The organism is Bradyrhizobium vignae (genome assembly GCF_004114425.1).
GTDB lineage: Bacteria > Pseudomonadota > Alphaproteobacteria > Rhizobiales > Xanthobacteraceae > Bradyrhizobium > Bradyrhizobium vignae.
This window is the reverse complement of the sequence record NZ_RDQF01000011.1, coordinates 64,021-85,810: the sequence shown is the minus strand read 5'-3', so window position 1 is coordinate 85,810 and position 21,790 is coordinate 64,021. Positions and strand designations below refer to the sequence as shown.

Here is a 21,790-nt window from a genome sequence, read left to right as displayed (position 1 = left end):
TGGCATCGACGGAAAATTGCGCGACCCGCGGGAAACTCAGCTGGCTCTGACGCCTGCTTCGCAACCCGACGGTCCGATCAGCTTCGTTGCTGTGGGACTTGGCTCAGCAGGCACCTATGACAAGCTGGCCGCAGTGCAATATTCAAGTTGCGTGCCAGCTTGGCGGGAATCAAAAATCTTGAAATTTCAGAGAGTTAAAAGGAGGCCGAGTGGATCCACGCCTGGGAACTCTCCCGAAATTCGAGCAGCGCGCTCAAACATTAGCCAGGCAGGCGGTATGCTCAAAAACGACGCAACTCCGAATCAGGCCTTCCAGCGCCCGACCCCAAAGGCCTCGAGATGTCCGCGGATATCGGTCGGGTCAAACGCCGGGCCGGCAAAGGCGCCGAACGCTGCGGGAGCTTCGGCCGGCGTGCTGTTGCCGAGCGCCGCGTCGTAGAGATCGGGCCTGAACACCGCCATCGCCGTCTTGACGCCGTCAGGGGTCAGCGCCGTCTGTCCCCACCGCACCATCTGCGCATAGAGCCAGGCGGCCTGGACCGGATCGGGCCGCCCTGCCCCTTCGCGTCCGACCAAAAGGTAGCGGCTGCTTTCGCGGAAAGTGCCATCGGGCGAGATCTTCAGGCGCCCGGTGAGGGTGCGCTGGATGACCTCTGCGTCGACGCCGATCCGTTCCGGCTGCGCCAGGATTTCCGCCGCCTCGGCCCGGTTCTCGGGATGCTCGATGAACTCGGCCGCCTTCACCGCGGCCCGCACCAGGGCTGCGACCACATCCGGATTCTTGTCGGCCCAGGTCTGGCGGACCGCCAGCACCTTCTCCGCTGCTCGGACCAGGATGTCGGAGACGAAATGCAGGATGTGGCCGATGCCGAGGTCGACCGCGATCGAGTTCCAGGGCGCGCCGACGCAGAACGCATCGACATGGCCGTTCTTGAGGCTGTCGACCATATAGGGCGGCGGCAGCACCACGAGGCGCACGTCCTCGTCGGGATCAACGCCCGCCGCGGCCATCCAGAACCGCAGCTGATAATTGTGCGTCGAGAACGGGAAGGTCATTCCGAAGGTCAGCGGCTCGGCGCCTAGCTTGCGCCTGACGGCAACGACCTTCGCCAGCGCCTTCGCGGTCGCCATCGGGTCGAAACGATCGCCCTCGATCTCCTCCATCAGCGCGGCATGGAGCGCCGGCGACACCGTGATTGCGTTGCCGTTGATGCCGAGATTGAAAGGCGCTGCGATCGGCACCTTGACGTGGCCGAGCCCCAGCGAGGACGCGATCGCGACAGGCGCCAAGAGATGCGCCGCGTCGAACAGGCCGATGTTGAGCTTGTCGCGGACGTTGGACCAGGAGACCTCGCGCACCAGCTCGACCTCGAGCCCCTCAGTGGCGGCAAATCCCTTGTCGACCGCGACGATCAGGGCGGCGGCATCGACCAGCGGAATGAACCCGATGCGGAGGGTGGCGGTCATTTCAGCATCTCCGACGCGGTGATGATCGACTGCGCAATCTCGCCGATTTTCTTCTTCTCGCGCATCGCGGTGGAGCGCAGCAGCACATAGGCCTCGTCCTCGGTCAGGCCCTTCACCTTCATCAGGATGCCCTTGGCGCGTTCGATGATCTTGCGGTCCTCGAGCTGCGACTTGGTGCGCTCCAGCTCCTCCTGGAGTTTGGCGAAGGCGTTGAAGCGGGACACGCAGAGGTCGAGGATCGGCTTGATGCGCTCCTTCTTCAGCCCGTCGACGATGTAGGCCGACACCCCCGCCTCGACCGAGGCCTGGATCGAGGCTGAATCGCTCTGGTCGACGAACATCGCGATCGGCCGCTTCACGGCGCGGCTGACCTGGAACATCGCCTCCAGCACGTCGCGGCTGGGGTTCTCCAGATCGATCAGAATGATGTCGGGGTCCACCGCATAAATACGGGCGAGCAGGCTCTGCATCTCGCGGATATGGACGACCTGGGTGAATCCGGCCTCCCGCAAACCCTCCTCCAGGATCGCGGCCCGGATCGGGCTTTCGTCGACGATCACGATTTTGGGCGACTGTTCGGCGCTCATGGCTCACTCACGGCAGGTGATTCATCCATAGCACGCCCGAACGCCCTGCAAAGGGTTGTAATTATGGGCAATTGGGACTAGCTCAGGCCGGTCAATCAGGCAGATCAGATATGGATCAGACGGCTGCGCCCAAGGTCAGCTTCGTGTCGCTCGGGTGTCCCAAGGCATTGGTGGATTCCGAGCGCATCATCACGCGCCTGCGCGCGGAGGGCTATGAGCTCGCCCGCAAGCATGACGGGGCCGATATCGTCATCGTCAACACCTGCGGTTTCCTCGACAGCGCCAAGCAGGAATCGCTCTCGGCGATCGGCGAGGCCATGGCCGAGAACGGCAAGGTGATCGTGACCGGCTGCATGGGCGCTGAACCGGAAGCGATCGAGCAGGCCTATCCCGGCGTGCTCTCCATCACCGGGCCGCAGCAATATGAGAGCGTGCTCGACGCTGTGCACCGCGCGCTGCCGCCGGCGCACAATCCGCATCTCGACCTGGTGCCGCCGCAGGGCATCAAGCTGACGCCGCGGCACTACGCGTATTTGAAGATCTCCGAGGGCTGCAACAACCGCTGCACCTTCTGCATCATCCCGAAGCTGCGCGGCGATCTCGTCTCGCGCCCGGCCAATGACGTGCTGCGCGAGGCCGAACGTCTGGTCGGCGCAGGCGTCAAGGAGCTGCTGGTGATCTCGCAGGACACCTCGGCCTATGGCGTCGACCTGAAATACGCCGAGAGCCCGTGGAAGGACCGCCAGGTCCGCGCCAAGTTCCTCGACCTCGCGCGCGAGCTCGGCGAGCTCGGGGCCTGGGTCCGGCTGCAATATGTCTACCCCTACCCGCATGTCGACGAGGTCATCGCGCTGATGAACGAGGGCAAGGTGCTGCCCTATCTCGACATCCCGTTCCAGCATGCGAGCCCCGAGGTGCTGAAGGCGATGAAGCGCCCGGCGGCGCAGGACAAGACACTGGCGCGGATCAAGCGCTGGCGCGAGGAATGCCCCGATCTCGCTTTGCGCTCGACCTTCATCGTCGGCTTCCCCGGCGAGACCGATTCCGATTTCGCCTATCTGCTCGACTGGCTCGATGAAGCCGAGATCGACCGTGTCGGCTGCTTCAAATACGAGCCGGTGGCGGGCGCCACCTCGAATGCGATCGAGAACCCCGTGCCCGAAGAGGTCAAGCAGGAGCGCTACAACGCGCTGATGGCCAGGCAGCAGAAGATCTCGGCGCGCAGGCTGAAGCGCAAGGTCGGCACGCGCCAGCAGATCATCATCGACGAGGTCGGTCCGACCGTGGCAAAGGGCCGCTCCAAGGCCGATGCGCCAGAGATCGACGGCGCGGTCTATCTCTCCAGCCGCCGCCCCTTGCGTGTCGGCGAGATCGTCACCGCGAAGATCGAGCGCGCGGACGAATACGATCTACACGGCAGCGTCGCGGGATTCTGAGGGGGCGTTTTGGGCTCACCGACGCTTCCACGTCGTCATGGCCGGGGCTTGACCCGGCCATCCACGTCCTCCCCACGCGCAAAGAACGTGGATGCCCGGGACAAGCCCGGGCAACTCCTGTGGGTACGAGAGTCCTAGCTGCTAACGTCGCCCTTCTACAGCCCCGTCACGCCAGCCACTTCGGCACCCAGCGCTCCGGCCTTGGCGCGCGGGCGAGATCGGCCTTCGCTTCGGACAGCAGCGTCGGCTCGCCATCGATGGTCGGGTGCAAATCGTATTCGAAGCTCGGCATGATGCGGCCATCGGCATGGAGGCCGAAATTCATCGCGTACCACAGCCCGAGCTCGGGCTGTGCGCGGCGCATCTCCTCGCGCAGATCGCGCAGCAGGGATTCGATCGAGGCGGCCTCCTCGAAAGGCTGCGGCCCGCGCCTCAGCACGCGCGCCTGATATTGTGCGCCGACGATGGCGATCTCGAAGCGCGTCTGGTCCCATGGCTTCTTGCCATCGGGCAGATGCGCGGCGAGTCGCCAGCCGAGCTCGGCCATCAGGCGGTGATTGGCCCAATATTCCTCGCGCTCCCGCACCCATTGTTCCATGAAGCCCCGGAAGTCGGGCAAATCCGAAGCGTCGCTCTCGGAAGGCGCCGGCTCGCCAATCGGCCGCCGTGCGAGCCACTGCGCAAGCTCGACGGTCTGACACTCGACCTCCTCATCCGGCAGGAGATCGCTCCAGGCCTTGTCGAACTGCTGCGACGTCAGTTTTGCGAGCAAGCCGTCGAGGCTCGGCGCCAGCAATTCGTAATCGCCCTCCGATCCCAGCCCGACGATCGGCGGATTGTCGCGGTCGAGACCGGCGCCATACCAGCCGCCGACGGCCGAACCATCCGGCAGTCGCATGAACAGCGAGAACCTGTCGCGCAACGGACTGCCGTCGACGATCGGCGCGGAATCGGAGAACTGGCCTTGCAAGGAGAAGCGGCCGACGCTGCCCCAGGGGCGCCCCTCGAGCCAGGCGGCAAAATCGACCAGCAGCGGCGGCGCGTCGATGCCCGGCGGAAATGCGCCGCGGATGCTGTCGAGGTCGATCGGGTAAGGCGTGTTGGACAAGGCTGAACTGTCTCGTTGGTCCCGCTACTCTTGGTCTGAGCCGAGTCGCGACCGGTTCGAACCAAATCGCGTGCTTTGATCACAAACGCGCCAGCGATGCGATGGTTGCTGCGCGACGAGCGATGAAACGGCGTGAAACAACCGGTATCGGGAGCAGGCTGCGTGAGCCATGCTGCAGCTATTCGTCACGCGCGACGTCACGACCGGCCTCGTCTGAGTGTTCAAGCTGCTGACCGACCCTTCCACAACATCGCGCTGTATTGGAATTCACCGCTGAAGCTGATGCGCGGCGAGCTGATCGACACGGCGATTGCGGATGCGGATTGGGGCAAAGGCGACAACGAGGAAGCCGCGCATTCGACCTGACCGATGCACGCTCGGCGAGCATCATGCAAAATGCCTGCTTGACAAGTTCTGCTATTCGGCTGTAGGGACGCGCCCCATGATCAACTCTCGGACCAACCTGCGCACCGAAATGCTCCGTCGTCGCTTCCGCGACGATGAGAGGGTGCGCCATGTCCGACGACGCCGCTGAACCACTGAATTCAGCCAGTTTTCGAGAAGGCCGCACCCGCAAGGTGCGGCCTTTCTGCTTTTGCGCCCGCTTTCCACCCGCCTCCAGAGGAGTTCGACATGACCACCGCCACCCATCCGTATGACGCGCTGATGGACATCACCGCACGGCCCAAGGCCGTGTTCGTCCGCGGCGCCGGCTCCTACCTCTGGGACGACAACCGCAAGCGCTATCTCGACTTCGTGCAGGGCTGGGCTGTGAACTGCCTCGGCCACTCGCCGCCCGTGATCGCCGACGCGCTTAGCGCGCAAGCCAAGCGGCTGTTGACGCCGAGCCCGGCCTTCTACAACGAGCCGAGCCTCAAGCTGGCGCAGGCGCTTGTCGAGAACAGTGCGTTCGATCAGGTGTTCTTTGCCAACTCGGGTGCGGAGGCCAATGAAGGCGCGATCAAGCTCGCGCGGAAATATGGCAGCCTGCACAAGGGCGGCGCGTTCGAGATCATCAGCTTCGAAGGCGGCTTCCACGGCAGGACGCTGGCGACGATGTCGGCCTCGGGCAAGAAGGCGTTCGCGCCGCTGTTCGAGCCGAAGGTCGCCGGCTTCAAGAAGGCGAAGCTGAACGACATTGCCTCGGTCGAGAAGCTGATCAACGACAACACCGTCGCGGTGATGCTCGAGCCGATCCAGGGTGAATCCGGCGTGTGGCCCGCGACTGATCAATTCTTGCAGCAGCTGCGCGCGCTGACCGAGGCGCACGGCCTGCTGCTCATCTTTGACGAGATCCAGACCGGCATGGGCCGGACCGGAAAACTCTTCCACTACGAGCACACCGGGATCGCACCCGACATCATGACGCTGGGCAAGGGCATCGGCGGCGGCGTGCCGCTCGCCGCCCTGCTCGCGACCGAACGCGCCTCCTGCTTCGAGCACGGCGACCAGGGCGGCACATTCAACGGCAACCCGATCATGTGCGCGGCGGGTCTTGCGGTGCTCGAGGAGATCAAGAAGCCCGACTTCCTCAAGGCGGTGACCGAGACCGGCCTCTTGCTCGAGAGCGAGTTGCAGAAGGTCTCCGCGCGGCATGGCCTGGGCGGCGTGCGCGGACGCGGGCTGCTGCTCGCGCTCGACCTCAAGCTGCCGATCGCGCCAAGCATCGTCGCGCAGGCGTTCGAAGCCGGCGTGCTGCTGAACGCACCGCAGCTTGACACGCTGCGCTTCATGCCCGCGCTGAACGTCACGAAGGCAGAGATCGCCGAGATGATCGATTGCCTCGACGGGATATTGACCAAGGCCGGCGCGGCACGGAGAGTCGCGTAAGATACGTCCCGTGCCCCGGACGCAACGCAGCGCCCCGTCGGCGGTGCGCTGCAGAGCCGGGGCCCATCTCTCCGCATCGCGCGCTGCATACGGGTCCCGGCTCAGCGCTGCAATGCTCGCGCATTGCAGCTCGTCCGGGACACGAGAGCGGACGGTGACGGAAGACCTAAGGCTTCAAGATCGACGCCCCCGTGGTCTTGCGGCTTTCGAGATCGATATGGGCCTTGGCGGCGTCCTTCAGCGCGTAGGCGTGGTTGATCGGCACGTGCAGCTTGCCGTTGATGACGGCGGCGAACAACGTGTCGGCGCCTTCCAACAGCTCCCTGCGCGTACCGACATAGTCGTTGAGCTTGGGCCGTGTCGCAAACAGCGAGCCGTGATTGTTGAGCTCGGCGATCGCGAACGGCGGCACGGGACCGGAGGCATTGCCGAACGAGACGAACATGCCGCGCGGCTTCAGGCAGGACAGCGAACCCGGGAAGGTCGCCTTGCCGACGCCGTCATAGACGACGTCGCAGCCCTCGTTGCGGCTGATCTGCTTCACGCGCGCAACGAAATCCTCCTCGTTGTAGAGGATGACGTGGTCGCAGCCGTTGGCCTCAGCAAGCTCGGCCTTCTCGCGCGAGCCGACGGTGCCGATGACATGGGCGCCGAGCGCCCGCGCCCATTGACAGGCAAGCAAGCCGATGCCGCCCGCCGCAGCATGGATCAGCACGCGATGGTGCGGCTCGACCTTGAAAGTCTTGTGCAGCAGATACCAGACGGTGAGCCCCTTCAACATCAGCACGGCGCCCTGCTCGTAGGTGATGTGGTCGGGCAGCTTGACCAGCTTCTCCCAGGGGATGTTGCGCTCGCCGGTATAGGCGCCGAGATTGTGGTAGTAGGCGACGCGGTCGCCGGGATGGAAATGCGTGACGCCAGCTCCAACCGCGACAACCTCGCCGGAAGCCTCATTGCCGGCGATGAAGGGCTGCTCCGGCGCCTTATAGAGGCCGGTGCGGTAGTAGACGTCGATGAAGTTGAGGCCCACCGCATGCTGGCGGATGCGCACCTCGCCCGGCCCAGGCGCCGGCACGTCGACGCTCTCATAGACCAGGGCTTCGGGGCCACCGACCTTGTGCACACGGATGGCTTTGGTCATCGCCTGACCTCCTCTTCTCCAGGGCTGAGCGAAAGACATCGCGCCCGCCTTGTCAACTCGACGCCGACGGGAACGACTAGACCGACTGCTTGCTGGTTTTCTTGCGGTTGCGCTTGGCCAGCACGTTGAAGAATTCGACCGCCGCCGAGAACGCAATTGCGAAATAGATGTAGCCGCGTGGAATGTGGAATTTGAATCCGTCCGCAACCAGCGCGACGCCGATCAGCACCAGGAAGGCCAGCGCCAGCATCTTCGTGGTCGGATGTTCCGCGACGAATCGCGACACCGGCCCGGACGAAATGTACATGACCAGGCAGGCGATCACGACGGCCGCGATCATGATCTCGATGTCCTGGGCCATGCCAATCGCGGTGATGATCGAGTCCAGCGAGAACACGATGTCGATGATCACGATCTGGACGATCACCCAGAAGAACGCGTTGCCCGCGGACCCCTCGTCGGCCTCGCCGTCATCGGCTTCGACCTCGCCGTGAATCTCGTGCGTCGCCTTTGCGATCAGGAACAGGCCGCCGCCGATCAGGATGAGATCGCGCCAGGAGAAGTCGTAGCCGGCAAACGAGAACACCGGCACGGTCAGGCCGATCAGCCAGACGAGGACGCTGAGCAGGATGATGCGAAACACGAGTGCCAGCGCGAGCCCGATCTGACGGGCGCGGTGCGCCTGCTGCTCGGGGATGCGCGAGACGATCACCGACAGGAAGATGACGTTGTCGATGCCGAGCACGATCTCGAGCGACGTCAGCGTCAGCAGCGCCGCCCAGGCTTCGGGGCTGGTCAGCAGGTGCATCACGCGAAGGATCTCGCGAGGCGGATCAAGGCATCGCTAAAGGTGATCCAGAGCGCGATGGCGCAGAGCGCGACGGTGACGCCGGTGCCGACGCGAAAATCCATCTCCAGCGTGTAGAGGCCGAGCACCGCCCAGATCGCGATCAGCGACATCGTCAGCCAGCGCAGCCGAACGACGCGGACCGGATGCAGCACATGGAACGGCACGAAGGTCAGCACGACGAGCGCGGCCACCAGCAGCGTCGACCAGAGCGGCGGCCAATGCAGCAGGAACAGGTAGAAGGCCGCCGCATTCCACAGCGCCGGGAAGCCGCGGAAATGATTGTCGTCGGCCTTCATGCGCAGATCGGCGAAATACAATGCGCTGGTGACGATGATGGCGACGCCGAGCAACGGAGCTGCGACCGGCAGCAACAGCCCGCTCGCCACAATCGCATAGGCCGGCACGAACACATAGGTGACGAAGTCGACCACGAGATCGAGCACGTCGCCCGACCAGTTCGGCTGCACGTTCTTGACGTCGAGCCGGCGCGCGATCGGCCCGTCGATCGCGTCGATGATCAGCGCGACGCCGAGCCATTGAAACATCGCCGCCCAGTGCTCGCGCACGGCCTCCAGCATCGCCAAGAGCGCGACCGCCGCACCGAACGCGGTGAAAATGTGCACCGAGAAGGCTGCGGCGCGGATCGCCGGTCTCGGCTTCAGGGAATCCTGCTGCGTGTCCATGGCTTCTGCTATCAGAATGCGACCGGTTTGCACATCCGACATTGCGGCGCACGATCGCACAATTCGTCATAAAATCAGGCAAAATCAGCGGGCTTGAATTTGCCGCGGGGCGTGTCAAATGTCGTTCCATGACAGATGCATCGACACTCCATGACGCGGCCGTGATCGGCGGCGGACCGGCGGGACTTGCGGCGGCCATCGCGCTGGCGCAAGCGGGTGCACGGACCGCGCTGGTGGCCCGGCGCGTGCCCTACGCCGACAATCGCACCACCGCGCTGCTCGGTGCCTCCATCGACCTGCTGGAGATGCTCGACGTCTGGTCGCGCTGCAAGGACAAGGCGGCAGCGCTGGAGGTCATGCGTCTCGTCGACGACACCGGCCGGCTATTCCGCAGCCCCGAGGTCCGCTTCTCCTGTCACGAAATCGGCCTCGATGCGTTCGGCTACAACATCGACAACCGCTCGCTGATGCTGGCGCTGGAGGCGCGCGCGGCTGAGCTGGCCAACCTCGTCCGCTTCGACGACGAGGCCGAAAGCGTCGTCATCGAAGCCGATGACGTCGCGGTGCGCACGGCCTCCGGACAGTTTCTCTCGGCCCGCCTGGTGGTCGGTGCCGACGGCCGGCACTCGCTGTGCCGCGAGGCCGCCGGCATCGCCGTGACGCGGCGCGAGCTGAACCAGACCGCGCTGACCTTCAACGTCGGCCACGCCCGGCCGCATCGCAATGTCTCGACCGAGTTCCACACGCCGCACGGTCCCTGCGTGTTCGTGCCCCTGCCCGGCAACCGCTCCAGCGTCGTCTGGGTCTCGGCGCCTGCGGAGGCCGAACGGCTTCGCGGCTTGAGCGATGAGGAGCTGTCCGCCGCAATCGAGAAGCAGTCGCATTCGATTCTGGGGCGCATGTCGGTCGAGCCCGGCCGTAACCTGTTCCCGCTCGCGATCGAACGTCCAAAATCCTTCGGCCGCGACCGCATCGCGCTGGTCGGCGAAGCCGCCCATGTCGTTCCGCCGATCGGCGCCCAGGGCCTCAATCTCGGCCTGCGCGATGCCGCCGACATGGCACGGCTCGCGGGCGAAGCCATCGCCTCGCGGCAGGATCCCGGCGCCGACGAGGTCCTGAAGCGTTACGAGCGCGCGCGGCGGCCGGACATTTTGAGTCGCACCTTTGCGATCGACATCGCCAACCGCTCACTGCTCAACGACTTCCTGCCGCTCCAGCCGGTCCGCGCCGTCGGCATGCACCTGCTCGGCGCCATCGGCCCGCTCCGGCGGTTTGCGATGCGCGAAGGGCTGACGCCGACGTGGCGGCGGTAGCCCGCGGGCTGACTCGCCAAGGGCGTGCTCGAACACCTCTCCCCGTTGCGGAGAGGTGCACATTCCGGCCCCTCACGGAAACGCCAGCCGCCCGCTCTGGATCGCCCACATCACGCTGGTCAGCGTGACCACGGACGCGAACGTTCCCAGCAGCACCGCCACGGAGGCAGATTCGATCCAGGCGTCGTTCTGTCGGGCGATCACGAACACATTCAGCGCCGGCGGCAGCGAGGCCATCAGGACGGCGGTGGCGGCCCAGGGCTGCGCGAACGGGCCGAACGCCAGCATCAGAGCGAACGCCGTGAGCGGATGGATCAGGAGCTTGACCGCGATCACGCCTGGCACCTCCCACGGCACCCGGTCGAACGGGCGGAGCGCCACCGTCACGCCGAGCACGAACAGCGCGGTCGGCGCGGCTGCGTTCTGGAGGAAGGTGATGGTGCGATCGAGCGCGACCGGCAGCTCGATATGAAGCGCTGCGACGGCCGCGCCAAAGCAGGCCGACATGATCAGCGGATTGAGCACGATCTGCTTCAGCACGACGCCAAAGGCGTGGACGAGCGAGGGATGATCGCGGTCGGAAAGCTCGATCAGGAGCGGCACGATCGTGAACAGGAAGATGCTGTCACAGCAGAAGATCAGCGCCGTCGGCGCCGCCGCCTTCGACCCCAGCACCGCGAGCGCCAAGCCCGGCCCCATATAGCCGATATTGCCGTAGCCGCCGGAGAGGCCGGCGAGCGTCGCTTCGCGCAGCGTCAGCCCGCCGAGCAGCTTGCCGACCATCAGCGCCAGCGTGAACGCTGCAACCGTCGACAGCGTGGTCGCTACCAGGAACGGCGGGTTATTCAATTCCGAAAACGGCGTCTTCGACATGATCGCGAACAGCAGCGCCGGCAGCGACACATAGAGGAGGAAGAAGTTCATCCAGGCGAGGCCCGATTCCGGGAGGGACTTGACCTTGCCGCACGCGAAACCAACGAAGATCAAGCCGAAATAAGGCAGCGCCAGATTGAGGATATCGACCATTGATGAAGTGTTTTCTGAAGTCTTGGGGGCTATCCGCCCCGGAAACGAAGGTTAATTCCAGACCTGGGCACTAGCATCGGCCACAATCCTGGTCTATCGACGGGGGATGATTAAAGCGCGGACCGCGAAATTCCAGATCGGACAGGTCGTTCGCCACCGGATCTTCTCGTTCCGGGGGGTGATCTTCGACATCGATCCGGAATTCAACAACACCGAGGAGTGGTGGCTGTCGATTCCCGAGGAGGTGCGGCCCCACAAGGACCAGCCGTTCTATCACCTGCTCGCGGAGAACGCGGAGTCGGAATACGTCGCCTATGTCTCGGAGCAGAACCTGTTGCCGGACGATTCCGGCGAGCCGGTCCGGCATTCTCAGGTCGCCGAGATCTTCATCAAGGACAAGGCCGGCGGCTATCGCCCGCGCAATCCCTCGCTGAACTGAAATTCGCCGTCAGCAAGCGGCAACAAAAAAGGCGCTCGAACCGAGCGCCTTTTTCATGTTTGGGATGCGATTACTTCTGACCAGCCGCAGATGCGCCCGGCGCGCCACCCTGCTGCTCGAGCTTCTTGCGCTGCTCCTCGGCCTTCTTCTGAAGCTCTTCCTGGAGCTTCTTCTGGGTTTCCTCGAACACCTTGGGATCGGTCGGCGGACCGTCATAGGCCTTCTGGAATTCGCCGGCGAGCGGCAGCGGCAGGGTCAGCGGCGCGCCGTTGGCATTGATCGCCTGGACAACGAGATTCTGGCCCTTCTTCATGTTGTTGATGAGTTCGGGCGTGGCCTCGTAGTCGGACATGCAGCCGTTCTGGAAGCAGATCACATACGGTTGCTGCAGCGGGGGATTGTTGTCCACGATGATGCGGGTGCCATGAACCAGCTGCATGCCGAGCGGCAGCGTCACGCGCAGGATCTTCTTGGGCTCGCCTTCCGGTTCGATGATGACGGCCGCGATGACCGGCTGGCCTGATTCGATGCGGCCGTCTTTGCCGGTGAAGCAGACCTGCTTGGCGTTGGCGTCCTGGCCCTTGAGGCAGAACTTGGTCCAGGGGGCGTAGATCAGCTGGATCTGCTGGTCGGCGGGCTGCGCCGCGCCCTGCTGGGCCGGAGCGCTCTGGGCGGGAGCCTGCTGGGCCTGCGGAGACGCCGCGGGCGCCGGAGCCTTGGGAGCAGCCTTGGGAGCCGCTTTCGGGGCGGCCTTCGGCGCGGCGGGCGCGCCCGGGGCCGGCGCAGGGGTCTGGGCCTCGGCGGCAAACGGAACGGCCAACGCCGTCGCCGTCAACAGGGCGAGAAGTCGCCCGCGCGGCCGGACGGACGCGGCCAAGTAACGAAAATTCATTGCGGAAAACCCTTTCTGAACGGGAAGTGCCCGAACCGCTCCGAAGCGCCGAACCTGGCCGCCTTGGGCGCGGCTCTCTCCCCGTCAATTGAGGCGGATAAGTGACGGGCTCGACGCTCTTGCGCGATTGCCCGCCTTCTTAACGTGGCCGACGAAAAGATCAATGCCGACAACCGTCTTTGACCGGGCTGGTGCCAACGCTCCATCAAATTCCCTGTGATAGGATTCAAGCCCGCCGGTCCCCGAATCACCGTGTGCCGATGTTCATGTTCCTGCGCCTTCTCGAGGGCTCCGGCGTCCGCCTCTGCGCCCTCGCCCTTGCTCTGGCCACCGGACTATCGGCAGGCGCCCGGGCCGAGGAGGCCCATGCCATCGCCATGCACGGCAAGCCGGCGATGCCGGCCGATTTCACCCACATGCCCTACGCCAACCCCGATGCCCCCAAGGGCGGCCGCCTGACCTGGGGTATTCTCGGCACCTTCGACAGCCTCAATCCCTTCATCGTGAAGGGATTGGCGGTGCAGCCGGTCCGCAGCTACGTCGTCGAGAGCCTGCTGGCGCGCGGCCAGGATGAGCCGTTCACGCTGCACGGCCTGCTCGCCAGGACGGTCGAAACCAATGACGAGCGAAGCTTCGTCACGTTCCGCCTCGATCCCCGCGCCCGCTTCTCCGACGGCAAGCAGGTAGCGGCCGAGGACGTGCTGTTCTCCTGGCAATTGCTGCGCGACCACGGCCGCCCCAATCACCGGCAGTACTACGCCAAAGTCGCCAAGGCCGAGGCGCCGGATTCCCTCACCGTCCGTTTCGACCTCACCGGCGCCAACGACCGAGAGCTGCCGCTGATCCTCGGCCTGATGCCGATCCTGCCGAAGCACGCGGTCGATGTCGCGACCTTCGAGGAGACGACGCTGGCGGCGCCGGTCGGCTCCGGTCCCTATCGCGTGACCGCGGTGAAGCCGGGCGCCAGCGTGACGCTCACCCGCAATCCCGATTACTGGGGCCGCGACCTCGCCATCAATCGCGGGCTCTACAATTTCGACGAGATCAGGCTCGATTATTTTCGCGAGGCCAACGGCCAGTTCGAGGCCTTCAAGCGCGGCCTCTACGATTTCCGGGTCGAGAACGAGCCCTTGCGCTGGCACGACGGCTACGATTTTCCGGCCGCCAGAAGCGGCGAGGTGATCCGCGACACCATCAAGCCCGGCGTGCCGCAGCCTTCCGAATTCCTGGTGTTCAACGCGCGACGTCCGATCTTCGCCGACGTCCGCGTGCGGCAGGCCTTGACGCTGCTGTTCGATTTCGAGCTGGTCAATCGCAACTATTTCTTCGGCCTCTATTCGCGTGTGGCCGGCTATTTCGCCGGATCGGAGCTGTCGGCCTATGGCCGCCCTGCGGATGCGCGCGAGCGTGAGCTGCTGAAGCCCTTCGCCGCGCAGATCCCGCGCGACGTCATGGACGGCAGCTACCGCCTGCCGGTCACCGACGGCTCGGGGCGCGATCGCACCACCCTGCGCGCCGCGCTCAAGCTGTTGTCGGAGGCCGGCTACGATCTCGAAGGAACAGTGCTGCGCAATCGCGCGACCAAGGCGCCCTTCACCTTCGAGATCATGGTCACGACCCGCGACCAGGAGCGCATCGCGCTCGCGTTCCAGCGCGACCTCAAGCGTGCCGGCATCGAGCCGAGCGTTCGCTCGGTCGATCCCGTGCAGTTCGACCAGCGCCGGCTCGCTTACGAGTTCGACATGATCCAGAACCGCTGGGACCAGTCGCTGTCGCCCGGCAACGAGCAGTATTTCTATTGGGGCAGCGCCGCCGCCGACAATCCCGGCACTCGCAATTACATGGGCGCCAGGGATCCCGCGGTCGATGCCATGATCGCTGCCCTGCTCGAGGCCCACGAACGTACGGATTTCGTCTCGGCGGTGCGCGCGCTCGACCGCGCCCTGATCGCGGGCTTCTATACGATCCCGCTGTTTAACGTACCGGAGCAATGGATCGCGCGCTGGAATCGGATAGAACGGCCCAAGGCCACCTCGCTCTCGGGCTATTTGCCGGAGACCTGGTGGTCGAAGGGGCCGCCGCAAGCTCAACAAGCAAAGTGACGCCGTGAACCAGCCAGCAATATCGCCGACGCTCGACACGCTGTTTCAGCGCACGCTGACGCGGCAGCCGCACGCAACCGCTCTGCTCGATCCCCTCAACAAGGCGCGCGTCACCGGGCATCAGCCGCGGCGGATGAGCTACGCCGAGGCCGACACGGCCATCGAGGCACTGTCGGCGCATTTCGTCGAATCGGGGCTGCCGGCCAATTCCATCGTTGCGATCCAGTTGCCGAACACGGTCGAGTTCGTGCTCACCGTGCTCGCCGCCCATCGCGCCGGCCTCGTCGTCGCCGTGCTGCCGCTGCTGTGGCGCCATGCGGAACTGACCGCGGCGCTCAACCGCACCGCGGCGCGCGCCATCGTCACCATGAGCACGGTCGACGGCATCGGCCATGCAGACCTCGCGATGCACGCCGCTGCCGAGGCGTTCTCGATCCGTCATGTCTGCGGCTTCGGAGGCAATCTGCCCGAGGGCATGGCTTCGCTCGACGACGTTCTGGCCCGCCCGCCCGGCACCACGCGCGCCGTGATCCAGGACGGCCGCAAGGCGGCGATGATCTCCTTCGACGTCACCGCGGAGGGCTTTCGCCCCGTGCCGCGGCCGCATTTCAGCCTGATTGCCGGTGGCCTCGCGATGTCGCTCGAAGCCGACATCAAGCAAGGCGCAACCGTGATGGCGGCATTCACGCCGATGTCGTTTGCAGGCCTCGCCTCCTCCCTCGCGGTGTGGCTGCTCTCGGGCGGAACGCTGGCGCTGCATCATCCCTTCGACAACGAGGTGCTGGAGCAGCAGATCAACGAGCACGAGTGCGAGGTGCTGATCGCGCCCGCACAGTTCGCGCTGCGCCTCGGCGATGCCGGCCTGGCGGCGCGGATGCCGAGCTTACGCAACGTCATCGGCCTGTGGCGCGCGCCCGAGCAGGTCGCGGCGAGCGATGCCTGGATCGCGCCGCATGCACCGCTGACCGACGTCTATCTGTTCGGCGAGGCCGGATTGTTCGGCGCCCGCCGCGGCGAGGACGGCATGCCGGTGCCGGTGATGCCCGGGCCGCACGGCGCCCCGCGCGAGCAGTCGGGCTCCTCCATCGCCGGCGAGATCCTGCTGACCTCGAAGGGCACGCTCGGCCTGCGCGGGCCGATGGTACCGATCGCAGCTTATGCCCCGCCGCAGCCGGTCGGCGAGACGCTGACGGCGCAGCCGCCGCGCGATTATGTCGACACCGGCTATGCGGCGCGGCTCGACCGTACCAGCGGCGCAATCTGCATCACCGCGCCGCCTTCCGGCATCATGGCGGTCGGCGGCTACCGTTTCCTCTCCAACGATCTCCAGGAATGGGCGCGCCGGCTCGGCCAGGGCGCCCTGCTCACGGCGCTGCCCGACCGCCTCTCCGGGCACCGGCTTGCCGGGCGCGCCCAGGACAATGCCCGCGCCCGCGAGGCGCTCAGCGAGCTCGGGCTTAACCCCCTGATGGTTGAGGCTTTTCGCGACCGCTCCGGGCCTGCTTGAGCACAGTTTCGCCTGTCACATTGACGCAGCATTAAGGCGACCCGACTAGACTGCGCGGCATCTGTTGCGTGATCTCGAGTCTATTGATGTCCCAGGCGGGCCCGATCCTGTTTGTGTCCGATGCCCAGCGCCCGGCCTTCGTGGCGGCGCTGGACGAGGCCCGGCTGTTTCCCGTGGTCGACAGCGATTGGGCCGGCGCGGCGCGCGCGGTCGAAGCGGTGCAGCCGGCCGCGGTTCTCGCCGCGATGCATGCCGGACACGAGCCGCATGTGACGCTCCTCGCAAGGAAGATCGCCGATCAATCGCCTTACGTTCCCTTGGTGGCCCTGAATGCGGCGGGCATGCTGCCGCACAACGCCCTGCCCTTCTCCTCGCGCGGCGGCAATCCCGACCGCCTGATCGCGCGGCTCCGTGCCGCGCTACGCGTGCGCACACTGCATGCAACGGTGCTGCGCCGGCTGCCGGAAGCGAAGGTCACGCTGCCGGCGGGCGATCCCGCACGCGACGCCACCGTGCTGCTGATCGGTCGCGGCGCTGCCTATCCCGCGCTCTCCGTCGCGCTGGGTGAGCGCGTCGGCGTGGTCGGCGCGCTCTCGATCGAGGCCGCCGCCAAACACCTCAACACCCGCGACCTCGACGGCGTTGTGCTCGCCGAAGGTTTCACCGCGCGCGTGACCGATGCCTTCCTCACGGTGCTCGCGGAGGACACCCGCTTCCGCAGCCTGCCCGTGATCGTCACCGCGCACCAGCTGGCGCAAACTTACGACCTGCCCAATCTCGAGCTGATCCAGGGCGAGCCGGCCAAGGTCGCCGCCAACGCGCTGCCCTTGATCCGCCAGCACGCGATGGAAGCGCAGCTGAGCCGCACGCTGCGCTCAATCGATGCCGGCGGCTGGCTCGATCCACGCAGCGGCCTGCTCACGACGGAAGCCTTTGCCCGGGATTTTGCCAAGGCAGTGGAGCAGACGCTCGCCCGCGGCGGCGGCCTCTCGGTCGCCCGCTTCGCCTTCGATCCCAATAATTCCCGCGCCCAGCTCGATGCCGCACGTATCCTCAGCCGCCTGATGCGCCAGATGGATTTTGGCGCGGCACAGAAGGACGGCTCCGTCATCGTCGTGTTCGCGGAGACCGACTTCCGCACCGCTCATATGATCGCCCGCCGCCTGTCCGCGGTGATGCGGCACACGTCCAATGGCAAGCACGAGATGCGCAGCGATCCCGTCGTCAGCGTGGACTCGCTATCGCCGTCGGATACGGCAAGGTCACTGCTGGCGCGGCTGTCGGCGGACGCGTCGCGGGCGGCCTCGTAGTTTTCTCGCGCGCTATCGCAACAAGCACCGTCATTGCGAGCGCAGCGAAGCAAATCCAGACTGTCTCTGTGGGAAGATTCTGGATTGCTTCGTCGCAAGGGCTCCACGCAATGACGTGGTGAGACTGGTGCCCTACGCCGCCTTCTTGCTCTCGGCGAGCTGCGCCAGCTGCCGCATGATCTCGGTCGTGCCGGCGAGGCGCTCTTCCGGCGTCTCCCAGTCCTGCAGGAACACCACCTTCATGTCGGGCCGCACCTTGGCGGCCTGGCCATGGCTGCGGATGAAGGTCACGAGGCGGTCGGGATGGGCGAAGGAATTGTCGCGGAAGACGATGACGGCGCCCTTCGGGCCGGCGTCGATCTTCTCGACATTGGCGCGTCGGCAGAACGCCTTGATCGCGGCGACCTTGAAGAGGTAGCGCACCTCGTCCGGCAGCACGCCGAAGCGATCGCGCATCTCGGCGCCGAAGTTCTCGATCTCCTCCTCGGTGTCGAGATCGGCAAGACGCCGGTACAGCGACAGCCGCACCGAGAGGTCGCTGACGTAATCCTCGGGGATGAGCACGGGCATGCCGATGGTGATCTGCGGCGACCAGCGGTCGGCGGCGGGCTCGGAGACGCCGGCCTTGAGATTGACGATCGCCTCCTCCAGCATCGACTGGTAGAGCTCGAAGCCGACCTCCTTGATGTGGCCGGACTGTTCCTCGCCGAGCAGATTGCCGGCGCCGCGGATGTCGAGGTCGTGCGAGGCGAGCTGGAAGCCGGCGCCCAGTGTCTCCAGCGATTGCAGCACGGTGAGCCGGCGCTCGGCCTGCGCGGTGATCTTCTGCTGCGCCGGCAGCGTGAACAGCGCATAGGCGCGCAGCTTGGAGCGGCCGACGCGGCCGCGGAGCTGGTAGAGCTGGGCGAGGCCAAACATGTCGGCGCGGTGCACGATCAACGTGTTGGCGTTGGGGATGTCGAGGCCCGACTCGACAATCGTCGTGGACAGCAGAATGTCGAACTTGCCGTCGTAGAATGCGGTCATGATGTCCTCGATCACGGCGGGCGGCATCTGGCCGTGCGCGACCGCGACCTTCATCTCCGGCACGTTCTTGTCGAGGAAGTCCTTGACCTCGGCGAGGTCGTCGATGCGCGGCACCACGTAGAACGCCTGGCCGCCGCGATAGCGCTCGCGCAAGAGCGCCTCGCGGATCATCAAGGGATCGTGCGGGGCGACGAAGGTGCGCACCGCAAGTCGGTCGACAGGGGGCGAGGCGATGATCGAGAGCTCGCGGACGCCGGTCAGCGCCAGCTGCAGCGTCCGCGGGATCGGCGTCGCCGACAGCGTCAGCACGTGGACCTCGGCACGCAGCGCCTTCAGCCGCTCCTTGTGGCTGACGCCGAAATGCTGCTCCTCGTCGACGATGAGCAGGCCAAGGTCGCGGAATTTGATGGTCTTGCCGAGCAGCGCGTGCGTGCCGACGACGATGTCGACGGAGCCGTCGGCAATGCCCTTCTTCACCTCGTTGAGCTGTTTGGTGGGGATCAGCCGTGAGGCCTGCGCGATGTTGACCGGGAAGCCTTTGAACCGCTCGACGAAGGTCCTGTAGTGCTGGCGCGCCAGCAGCGTGGTCGGCACCACGACCGCGACTTGCTTGCCGTCGAGCGCCACCGCAAAGGCGGCGCGCAGCGCCACCTCGGTCTTGCCGAAGCCGACGTCGCCGCAGATCAGCCGGTCCATGGGGCGGCCCTTTTCGAGATCCTTCAGCGTGGACTCGATGGCGCCGAGCTGGTCCTCGGTCTCGTCATAGGGAAAGCGCGCGCAGAATTCGTCATAGAGACCCTGCTGCACCGGCAATTTCGGCGCCTCGTGCAGCATGCGCTCGGCCGCGATCTTGATCAGCTCGCCCGCGATCTCGCGGATGCGGTTCTTGAGTTTAGCCTTGCGGGTCTGCCAGCCCGAACCGCCGAGACGATCGAGCTCGACACTGGTCTGATCGGAGCCGTAGCGCGACAAGAGCTCGATGTTCTCGACCGGGAGGAACAACTTGGTCTCGGCGGCATAATGCAGCTCGAGGCAGTCATGCGGCGCGCCGGCAACGTCGAGCGTCTGCAAGCCGATGAAGCGGCCGATGCCGTGCTCGACATGGACGACGATGTCGCCGGCAGCCAGACTCGTCACCTCCGAGATGAAATTGTCGAGCTTGCGGCTCGCCTTGCGCGGCCGCACCAGGCGGTCGCCCAAGATGTCCTGCTCGCTGATGACAGCGATCTCGTCGGTCTCGAAACCGCTTTCGAGGCCGAGCACGGCCAGCATGGTCTCGTTGCGCGGCGTCGCCTGCACCGTGCGCCAGCTGTTGACGCTGGTGGTATGGGCGAGCTTGTGGTCGCGCAGCATCGAGGTCATGCGGTCGCGCGAGCCTTCGGTCCACAGCGCAATCACCACCTTCTTGCGCTGCGCCTGCAGTGCCATGACGTGGCTGACCACGGACTCGAACACGTTGACGCTTGTGTCGTTGCGCTCCGGCGCGAAATCGCGGCCCTTGCGCGCGCCGGCATCGACGACGCCGGTGCCGTCGGTCGGCACCGAGAATTGCGTCAGACGAGCCAACGGGATCTCGCCGAGGCGCCTGGTCCATTCCTCGTCGGTCAGATAGAGCCGGTCGGGCGGCAGCGGCTTGTAGATGGCGCCGCCGCCGGGATGCTCCATCGCCTCGCGGCGGGCCTGGTAGTAGTCGAGGATCTGCTTGAACCGCTCGCGGACGGCGTCCTCGGCCTGCGGCTCGATCGCAACAGTCGCGCCTTGCAGATAATCGAACAGCGTGTCCATGCGGTCCTGGAACAGCGGCAGCCAGTGCTCCATGCCGGGATGGCGGCGGCCTTCGCTGACGGCCTCGTAGAGCGCATCATCACGCTCGGGCGCGCCGAACTCGGCGACATAGCCCATACGGAAACGGCGGATGGTATCGGTGACGAGCTGGAACTCGGAGACCGGCACGAGATCGAGCGAGCGCATGTCGAGCAGCGTGCGCTGGGTCTCGGCATCGAAGGAGCGGATCGATTCCAGGCTGTCGCCGAAGAAGTCGAAGCGGACCGGCTGCTCGAGCCCGGCCGGAAACAGGTCGAGGATGCCGCCGCGCACGGCGTATTCGCCGGGCTCGCGCACGGTCGAGGAACGGTTGTAGCCGTTGTGCTCGAGCCAGGCGACGACGGTGTCCATCGGCACGACGTTGCCCGGTGCGACCGACAGCGCCTGCGCCGCGACGAGCTCGCGTGCGGGCACGCGCTGCACCACGGCGTTCACCGTGGTCAGCACGATCAGTGGCTTGTCGCTGCCGCTGAGCGAGGCCAGCCGCGCCAGCGTGGTCAGGCGCTGCGCGAGGATGCCACCATGCGGCGAGACGCGGTCATAGGGCTGGCAATCCCAGGCCGGAAAGGTCAGCACCGGCAGATCGGGCGCAAAGAATTGCAGTGCGCGTTCGAGCTGCTGCATGCGCCCGCCGTCGCGGCAGACCACCGCGAGGCTGACCGCCGGCTTCTTCGGCCGCGCCGCAATGGCGCGGGCGAGATCGGAGACGACGAGGCCTTCCGCGCCTTCTGCGACATTGGCGAGCGTCAGCGCGCGGCCGGGCGCGAGCAGCTCAGCCGGAGATTTCATGCCCTGCTTCATGCGTTGCCGTCCGCGATCGGATAGGCCTTGATGCGGGCGAACAGCGCGCCGGTGACGTCGGCCGGCAGCACCTTGTCGCCGGTGATGGCGGCATAGAGATCGGGATCGTTGACTTCGAGCAGGCGCTCGAGCTCACCGAGCTCGGCGTCGGACAGATTGCCGATCTCGGCATCGGCGAAGCGGCCGAGGATCAGATCCATCTCGCGCGTGCCGCGATGCCAGCAGCGGAACAAAAGCCGCTTGCGGCGGTCATCAAGGCCGCTGCTCGATCGTGTCGTTCCCGTCATGTCTCAAATCCAGTCAAACGCAGAAAGCCCGGACGTGCCGGGCGGGTGTGATATAGCCACTCGGGGTGGCCATGTCAGCCCTCGATTTGGCATGGGCCGGTGCCGGCGCAGGGCACGAAAAAAGACGTGGATGCCCGGCATAAAGCCGGGCATGACGGGCC

Annotated in this window: 18 protein-coding genes; 8 read left to right on the top strand and 10 right to left on the bottom strand. The window is 65.8% G+C overall.

From position 1 onward, the window contains the following. Positions 1-303 precede the first annotated feature (303 nt). Together EAV90_RS12215 and EAV90_RS12210 are read right to left on the bottom strand one after the other, a co-directional pair. Positions 304-1,467, bottom strand: a complete 1,164-nt coding sequence (locus EAV90_RS12215; RefSeq protein WP_122403223.1) for a CmpA/NrtA family ABC transporter substrate-binding protein — start codon at positions 1,465-1,467, stop codon at positions 304-306. Continuing rightward, complete coding sequence (locus EAV90_RS12210) at positions 1,464-2,054, bottom strand: ANTAR domain-containing response regulator (RefSeq protein WP_008564898.1); 591 nt, start codon at positions 2,052-2,054, stop codon at positions 1,464-1,466. The genes EAV90_RS12215 and EAV90_RS12210 overlap by 4 nt, the downstream gene beginning before the upstream one ends. A gap of 110 nt (positions 2,055-2,164) precedes the next feature. Here EAV90_RS12210 and rimO point away from each other — a divergent pair, with 110 nt between their 5' ends. After that, positions 2,165-3,490 (top strand): 30S ribosomal protein S12 methylthiotransferase RimO, encoded by a 1,326-nt coding sequence (gene rimO, locus EAV90_RS12205; protein WP_122403222.1) that lies wholly within the window; start codon positions 2,165-2,167, stop codon positions 3,488-3,490. A 166-nt stretch (positions 3,491-3,656) separates the two neighbouring features. Here the strand turns inward: rimO and EAV90_RS12200 are convergent, their stop codons facing one another. Next, on the bottom strand, positions 3,657-4,598 hold the full coding sequence (locus tag EAV90_RS12200; protein WP_129143474.1) for a hypothetical protein: 942 nt from the start codon (positions 4,596-4,598) through the stop codon (positions 3,657-3,659). Positions 4,599-4,760: 162 nt separating this feature from the next. Between EAV90_RS12200 and EAV90_RS12195 the strand changes: the two genes are divergently transcribed. Both EAV90_RS12195 and EAV90_RS12190 read left to right on the top strand, forming a co-directional pair. After that, on the top strand, positions 4,761-4,964 hold the full coding sequence (locus EAV90_RS12195; RefSeq protein WP_376707312.1) for a hypothetical protein: 204 nt from the start codon (positions 4,761-4,763) through the stop codon (positions 4,962-4,964). A 267-nt stretch (positions 4,965-5,231) separates the two neighbouring features. After that, positions 5,232-6,428: an acetylornithine transaminase gene (locus EAV90_RS12190; RefSeq protein ID WP_122403220.1), complete on the top strand. Its 1,197-nt coding sequence runs from the start codon at positions 5,232-5,234 to the stop codon at positions 6,426-6,428. Positions 6,429-6,594: 166 nt separating this feature from the next. Here EAV90_RS12190 and EAV90_RS12185 read toward each other — a convergent pair whose 3' ends face one another. From EAV90_RS12185 to pcsA, 3 genes are all read right to left on the bottom strand, one after another. Continuing rightward, positions 6,595-7,569 carry a quinone oxidoreductase family protein gene (locus EAV90_RS12185; protein WP_122403219.1) on the bottom strand — a complete coding sequence of 325 codons (975 nt, stop codon included), beginning with the start codon at positions 7,567-7,569 and terminating at the stop codon, positions 6,595-6,597. Positions 7,570-7,645: 76 nt separating this feature from the next. Beyond that, positions 7,646-8,380: a TerC family protein gene (locus EAV90_RS12180; protein ID WP_122403218.1), complete on the bottom strand. Its 735-nt coding sequence runs from the start codon at positions 8,378-8,380 to the stop codon at positions 7,646-7,648. Then, complete coding sequence (pcsA, locus tag EAV90_RS12175) at positions 8,377-9,144, bottom strand: phosphatidylcholine synthase (protein ID WP_122403217.1); 768 nt, start codon at positions 9,142-9,144, stop codon at positions 8,377-8,379. Before pcsA ends, EAV90_RS12180 begins: the two co-directional genes overlap by 4 nt. An 86-nt stretch (positions 9,145-9,230) precedes the next feature. Here pcsA and EAV90_RS12170 point away from each other — a divergent pair, with 86 nt between their 5' ends. Then, positions 9,231-10,415 (top strand): UbiH/UbiF family hydroxylase, encoded by a 1,185-nt coding sequence (locus tag EAV90_RS12170; protein WP_122403216.1) that lies wholly within the window; start codon positions 9,231-9,233, stop codon positions 10,413-10,415. A 72-nt stretch (positions 10,416-10,487) separates the two neighbouring features. On the opposite strand, the gene EAV90_RS12165 is transcribed toward EAV90_RS12170, so the two are convergent. Further along, the gene (locus tag EAV90_RS12165) at positions 10,488-11,441 is read right to left on the bottom strand and encodes an AEC family transporter (RefSeq protein WP_122403215.1); all 954 of its coding nucleotides are present in this window, start codon (positions 11,439-11,441) and stop codon (positions 10,488-10,490) included. Between the two features lie 106 nt (positions 11,442-11,547). Between EAV90_RS12165 and hspQ the strand changes: the two genes are divergently transcribed. Then, positions 11,548-11,880, top strand: coding sequence for a heat shock protein HspQ (hspQ, locus tag EAV90_RS12160; RefSeq protein WP_008564941.1), 333 nt, complete (start codon positions 11,548-11,550; stop codon positions 11,878-11,880). Between the two features lie 70 nt (positions 11,881-11,950). Here the strand turns inward: hspQ and EAV90_RS12155 are convergent, their stop codons facing one another. Further along, positions 11,951-12,772: an invasion associated locus B family protein gene (locus EAV90_RS12155; RefSeq protein ID WP_122403214.1), complete on the bottom strand. Its 822-nt coding sequence runs from the start codon at positions 12,770-12,772 to the stop codon at positions 11,951-11,953. Between the two features lie 260 nt (positions 12,773-13,032). Here EAV90_RS12155 and EAV90_RS12150 point away from each other — a divergent pair, with 260 nt between their 5' ends. From EAV90_RS12150 to EAV90_RS12140, 3 genes are all read left to right on the top strand, one after another. After that, complete coding sequence (locus EAV90_RS12150) at positions 13,033-14,874, top strand: extracellular solute-binding protein (protein ID WP_162500598.1); 1,842 nt, start codon at positions 13,033-13,035, stop codon at positions 14,872-14,874. A gap of 4 nt (positions 14,875-14,878) precedes the next feature. Beyond that, positions 14,879-16,381, top strand: coding sequence for a class I adenylate-forming enzyme family protein (locus tag EAV90_RS12145; RefSeq protein WP_122403212.1), 1,503 nt, complete (start codon positions 14,879-14,881; stop codon positions 16,379-16,381). An 86-nt stretch (positions 16,382-16,467) separates the two neighbouring features. Further along, positions 16,468-17,691, top strand: coding sequence for a GGDEF domain-containing protein (locus EAV90_RS12140; RefSeq protein ID WP_129143473.1), 1,224 nt, complete (start codon positions 16,468-16,470; stop codon positions 17,689-17,691). Between the two features lie 132 nt (positions 17,692-17,823). On the opposite strand, the gene mfd is transcribed toward EAV90_RS12140, so the two are convergent. Both mfd and EAV90_RS12130 read right to left on the bottom strand, forming a co-directional pair. Then, positions 17,824-21,342, bottom strand: a complete 3,519-nt coding sequence (gene mfd / locus EAV90_RS12135) for a transcription-repair coupling factor (protein WP_122403210.1) — start codon at positions 21,340-21,342, stop codon at positions 17,824-17,826. Next, positions 21,339-21,629: an FAD assembly factor SdhE gene (locus EAV90_RS12130; protein ID WP_122403209.1), complete on the bottom strand. Its 291-nt coding sequence runs from the start codon at positions 21,627-21,629 to the stop codon at positions 21,339-21,341. The genes mfd and EAV90_RS12130 overlap by 4 nt, the downstream gene beginning before the upstream one ends. Positions 21,630-21,790 lie beyond the last annotated feature (161 nt).

Bases quoted from the DNA above. Each gene is read 5' to 3' on its own strand.
- EAV90_RS12215 (WP_122403223.1), bottom strand. From the start codon at position 1,467: ATGACCGCCACCCTCCGCATCGGGTTCATTCCGCTGGTCGATGCCGCC.
- EAV90_RS12210 (WP_008564898.1), bottom strand. From the start codon at position 2,054: ATGAGCGCCGAACAGTCGCCCAAAATCGTGATCGTCGACGAAAGCCCG.
- rimO (WP_122403222.1), top strand. From the start codon at position 2,165: ATGGATCAGACGGCTGCGCCCAAGGTCAGCTTCGTGTCGCTCGGGTGT.
- EAV90_RS12190 (WP_122403220.1), top strand. From the start codon at position 5,232: ATGACCACCGCCACCCATCCGTATGACGCGCTGATGGACATCACCGCA.
- EAV90_RS12185 (WP_122403219.1), bottom strand. From the start codon at position 7,569: ATGACCAAAGCCATCCGTGTGCACAAGGTCGGTGGCCCCGAAGCCCTG.
- pcsA (WP_122403217.1), bottom strand. From the start codon at position 9,144: ATGTCGGATGTGCAAACCGGTCGCATTCTGATAGCAGAAGCCATGGAC.
- EAV90_RS12170 (WP_122403216.1), top strand. From the start codon at position 9,231: ATGACAGATGCATCGACACTCCATGACGCGGCCGTGATCGGCGGCGGA.
- EAV90_RS12165 (WP_122403215.1), bottom strand. From the start codon at position 11,441: ATGGTCGATATCCTCAATCTGGCGCTGCCTTATTTCGGCTTGATCTTC.
- hspQ (WP_008564941.1), top strand. From the start codon at position 11,548: ATGATTAAAGCGCGGACCGCGAAATTCCAGATCGGACAGGTCGTTCGC.
- EAV90_RS12155 (WP_122403214.1), bottom strand. From the start codon at position 12,772: ATGAATTTTCGTTACTTGGCCGCGTCCGTCCGGCCGCGCGGGCGACTT.
- EAV90_RS12150 (WP_162500598.1), top strand. From the start codon at position 13,033: ATGTTCATGTTCCTGCGCCTTCTCGAGGGCTCCGGCGTCCGCCTCTGC.
- EAV90_RS12140 (WP_129143473.1), top strand. From the start codon at position 16,468: ATGTCCCAGGCGGGCCCGATCCTGTTTGTGTCCGATGCCCAGCGCCCG.
- mfd (WP_122403210.1), bottom strand. From the start codon at position 21,342: ATGAAGCAGGGCATGAAATCTCCGGCTGAGCTGCTCGCGCCCGGCCGC.
- EAV90_RS12130 (WP_122403209.1), bottom strand. From the start codon at position 21,629: ATGACGGGAACGACACGATCGAGCAGCGGCCTTGATGACCGCCGCAAG.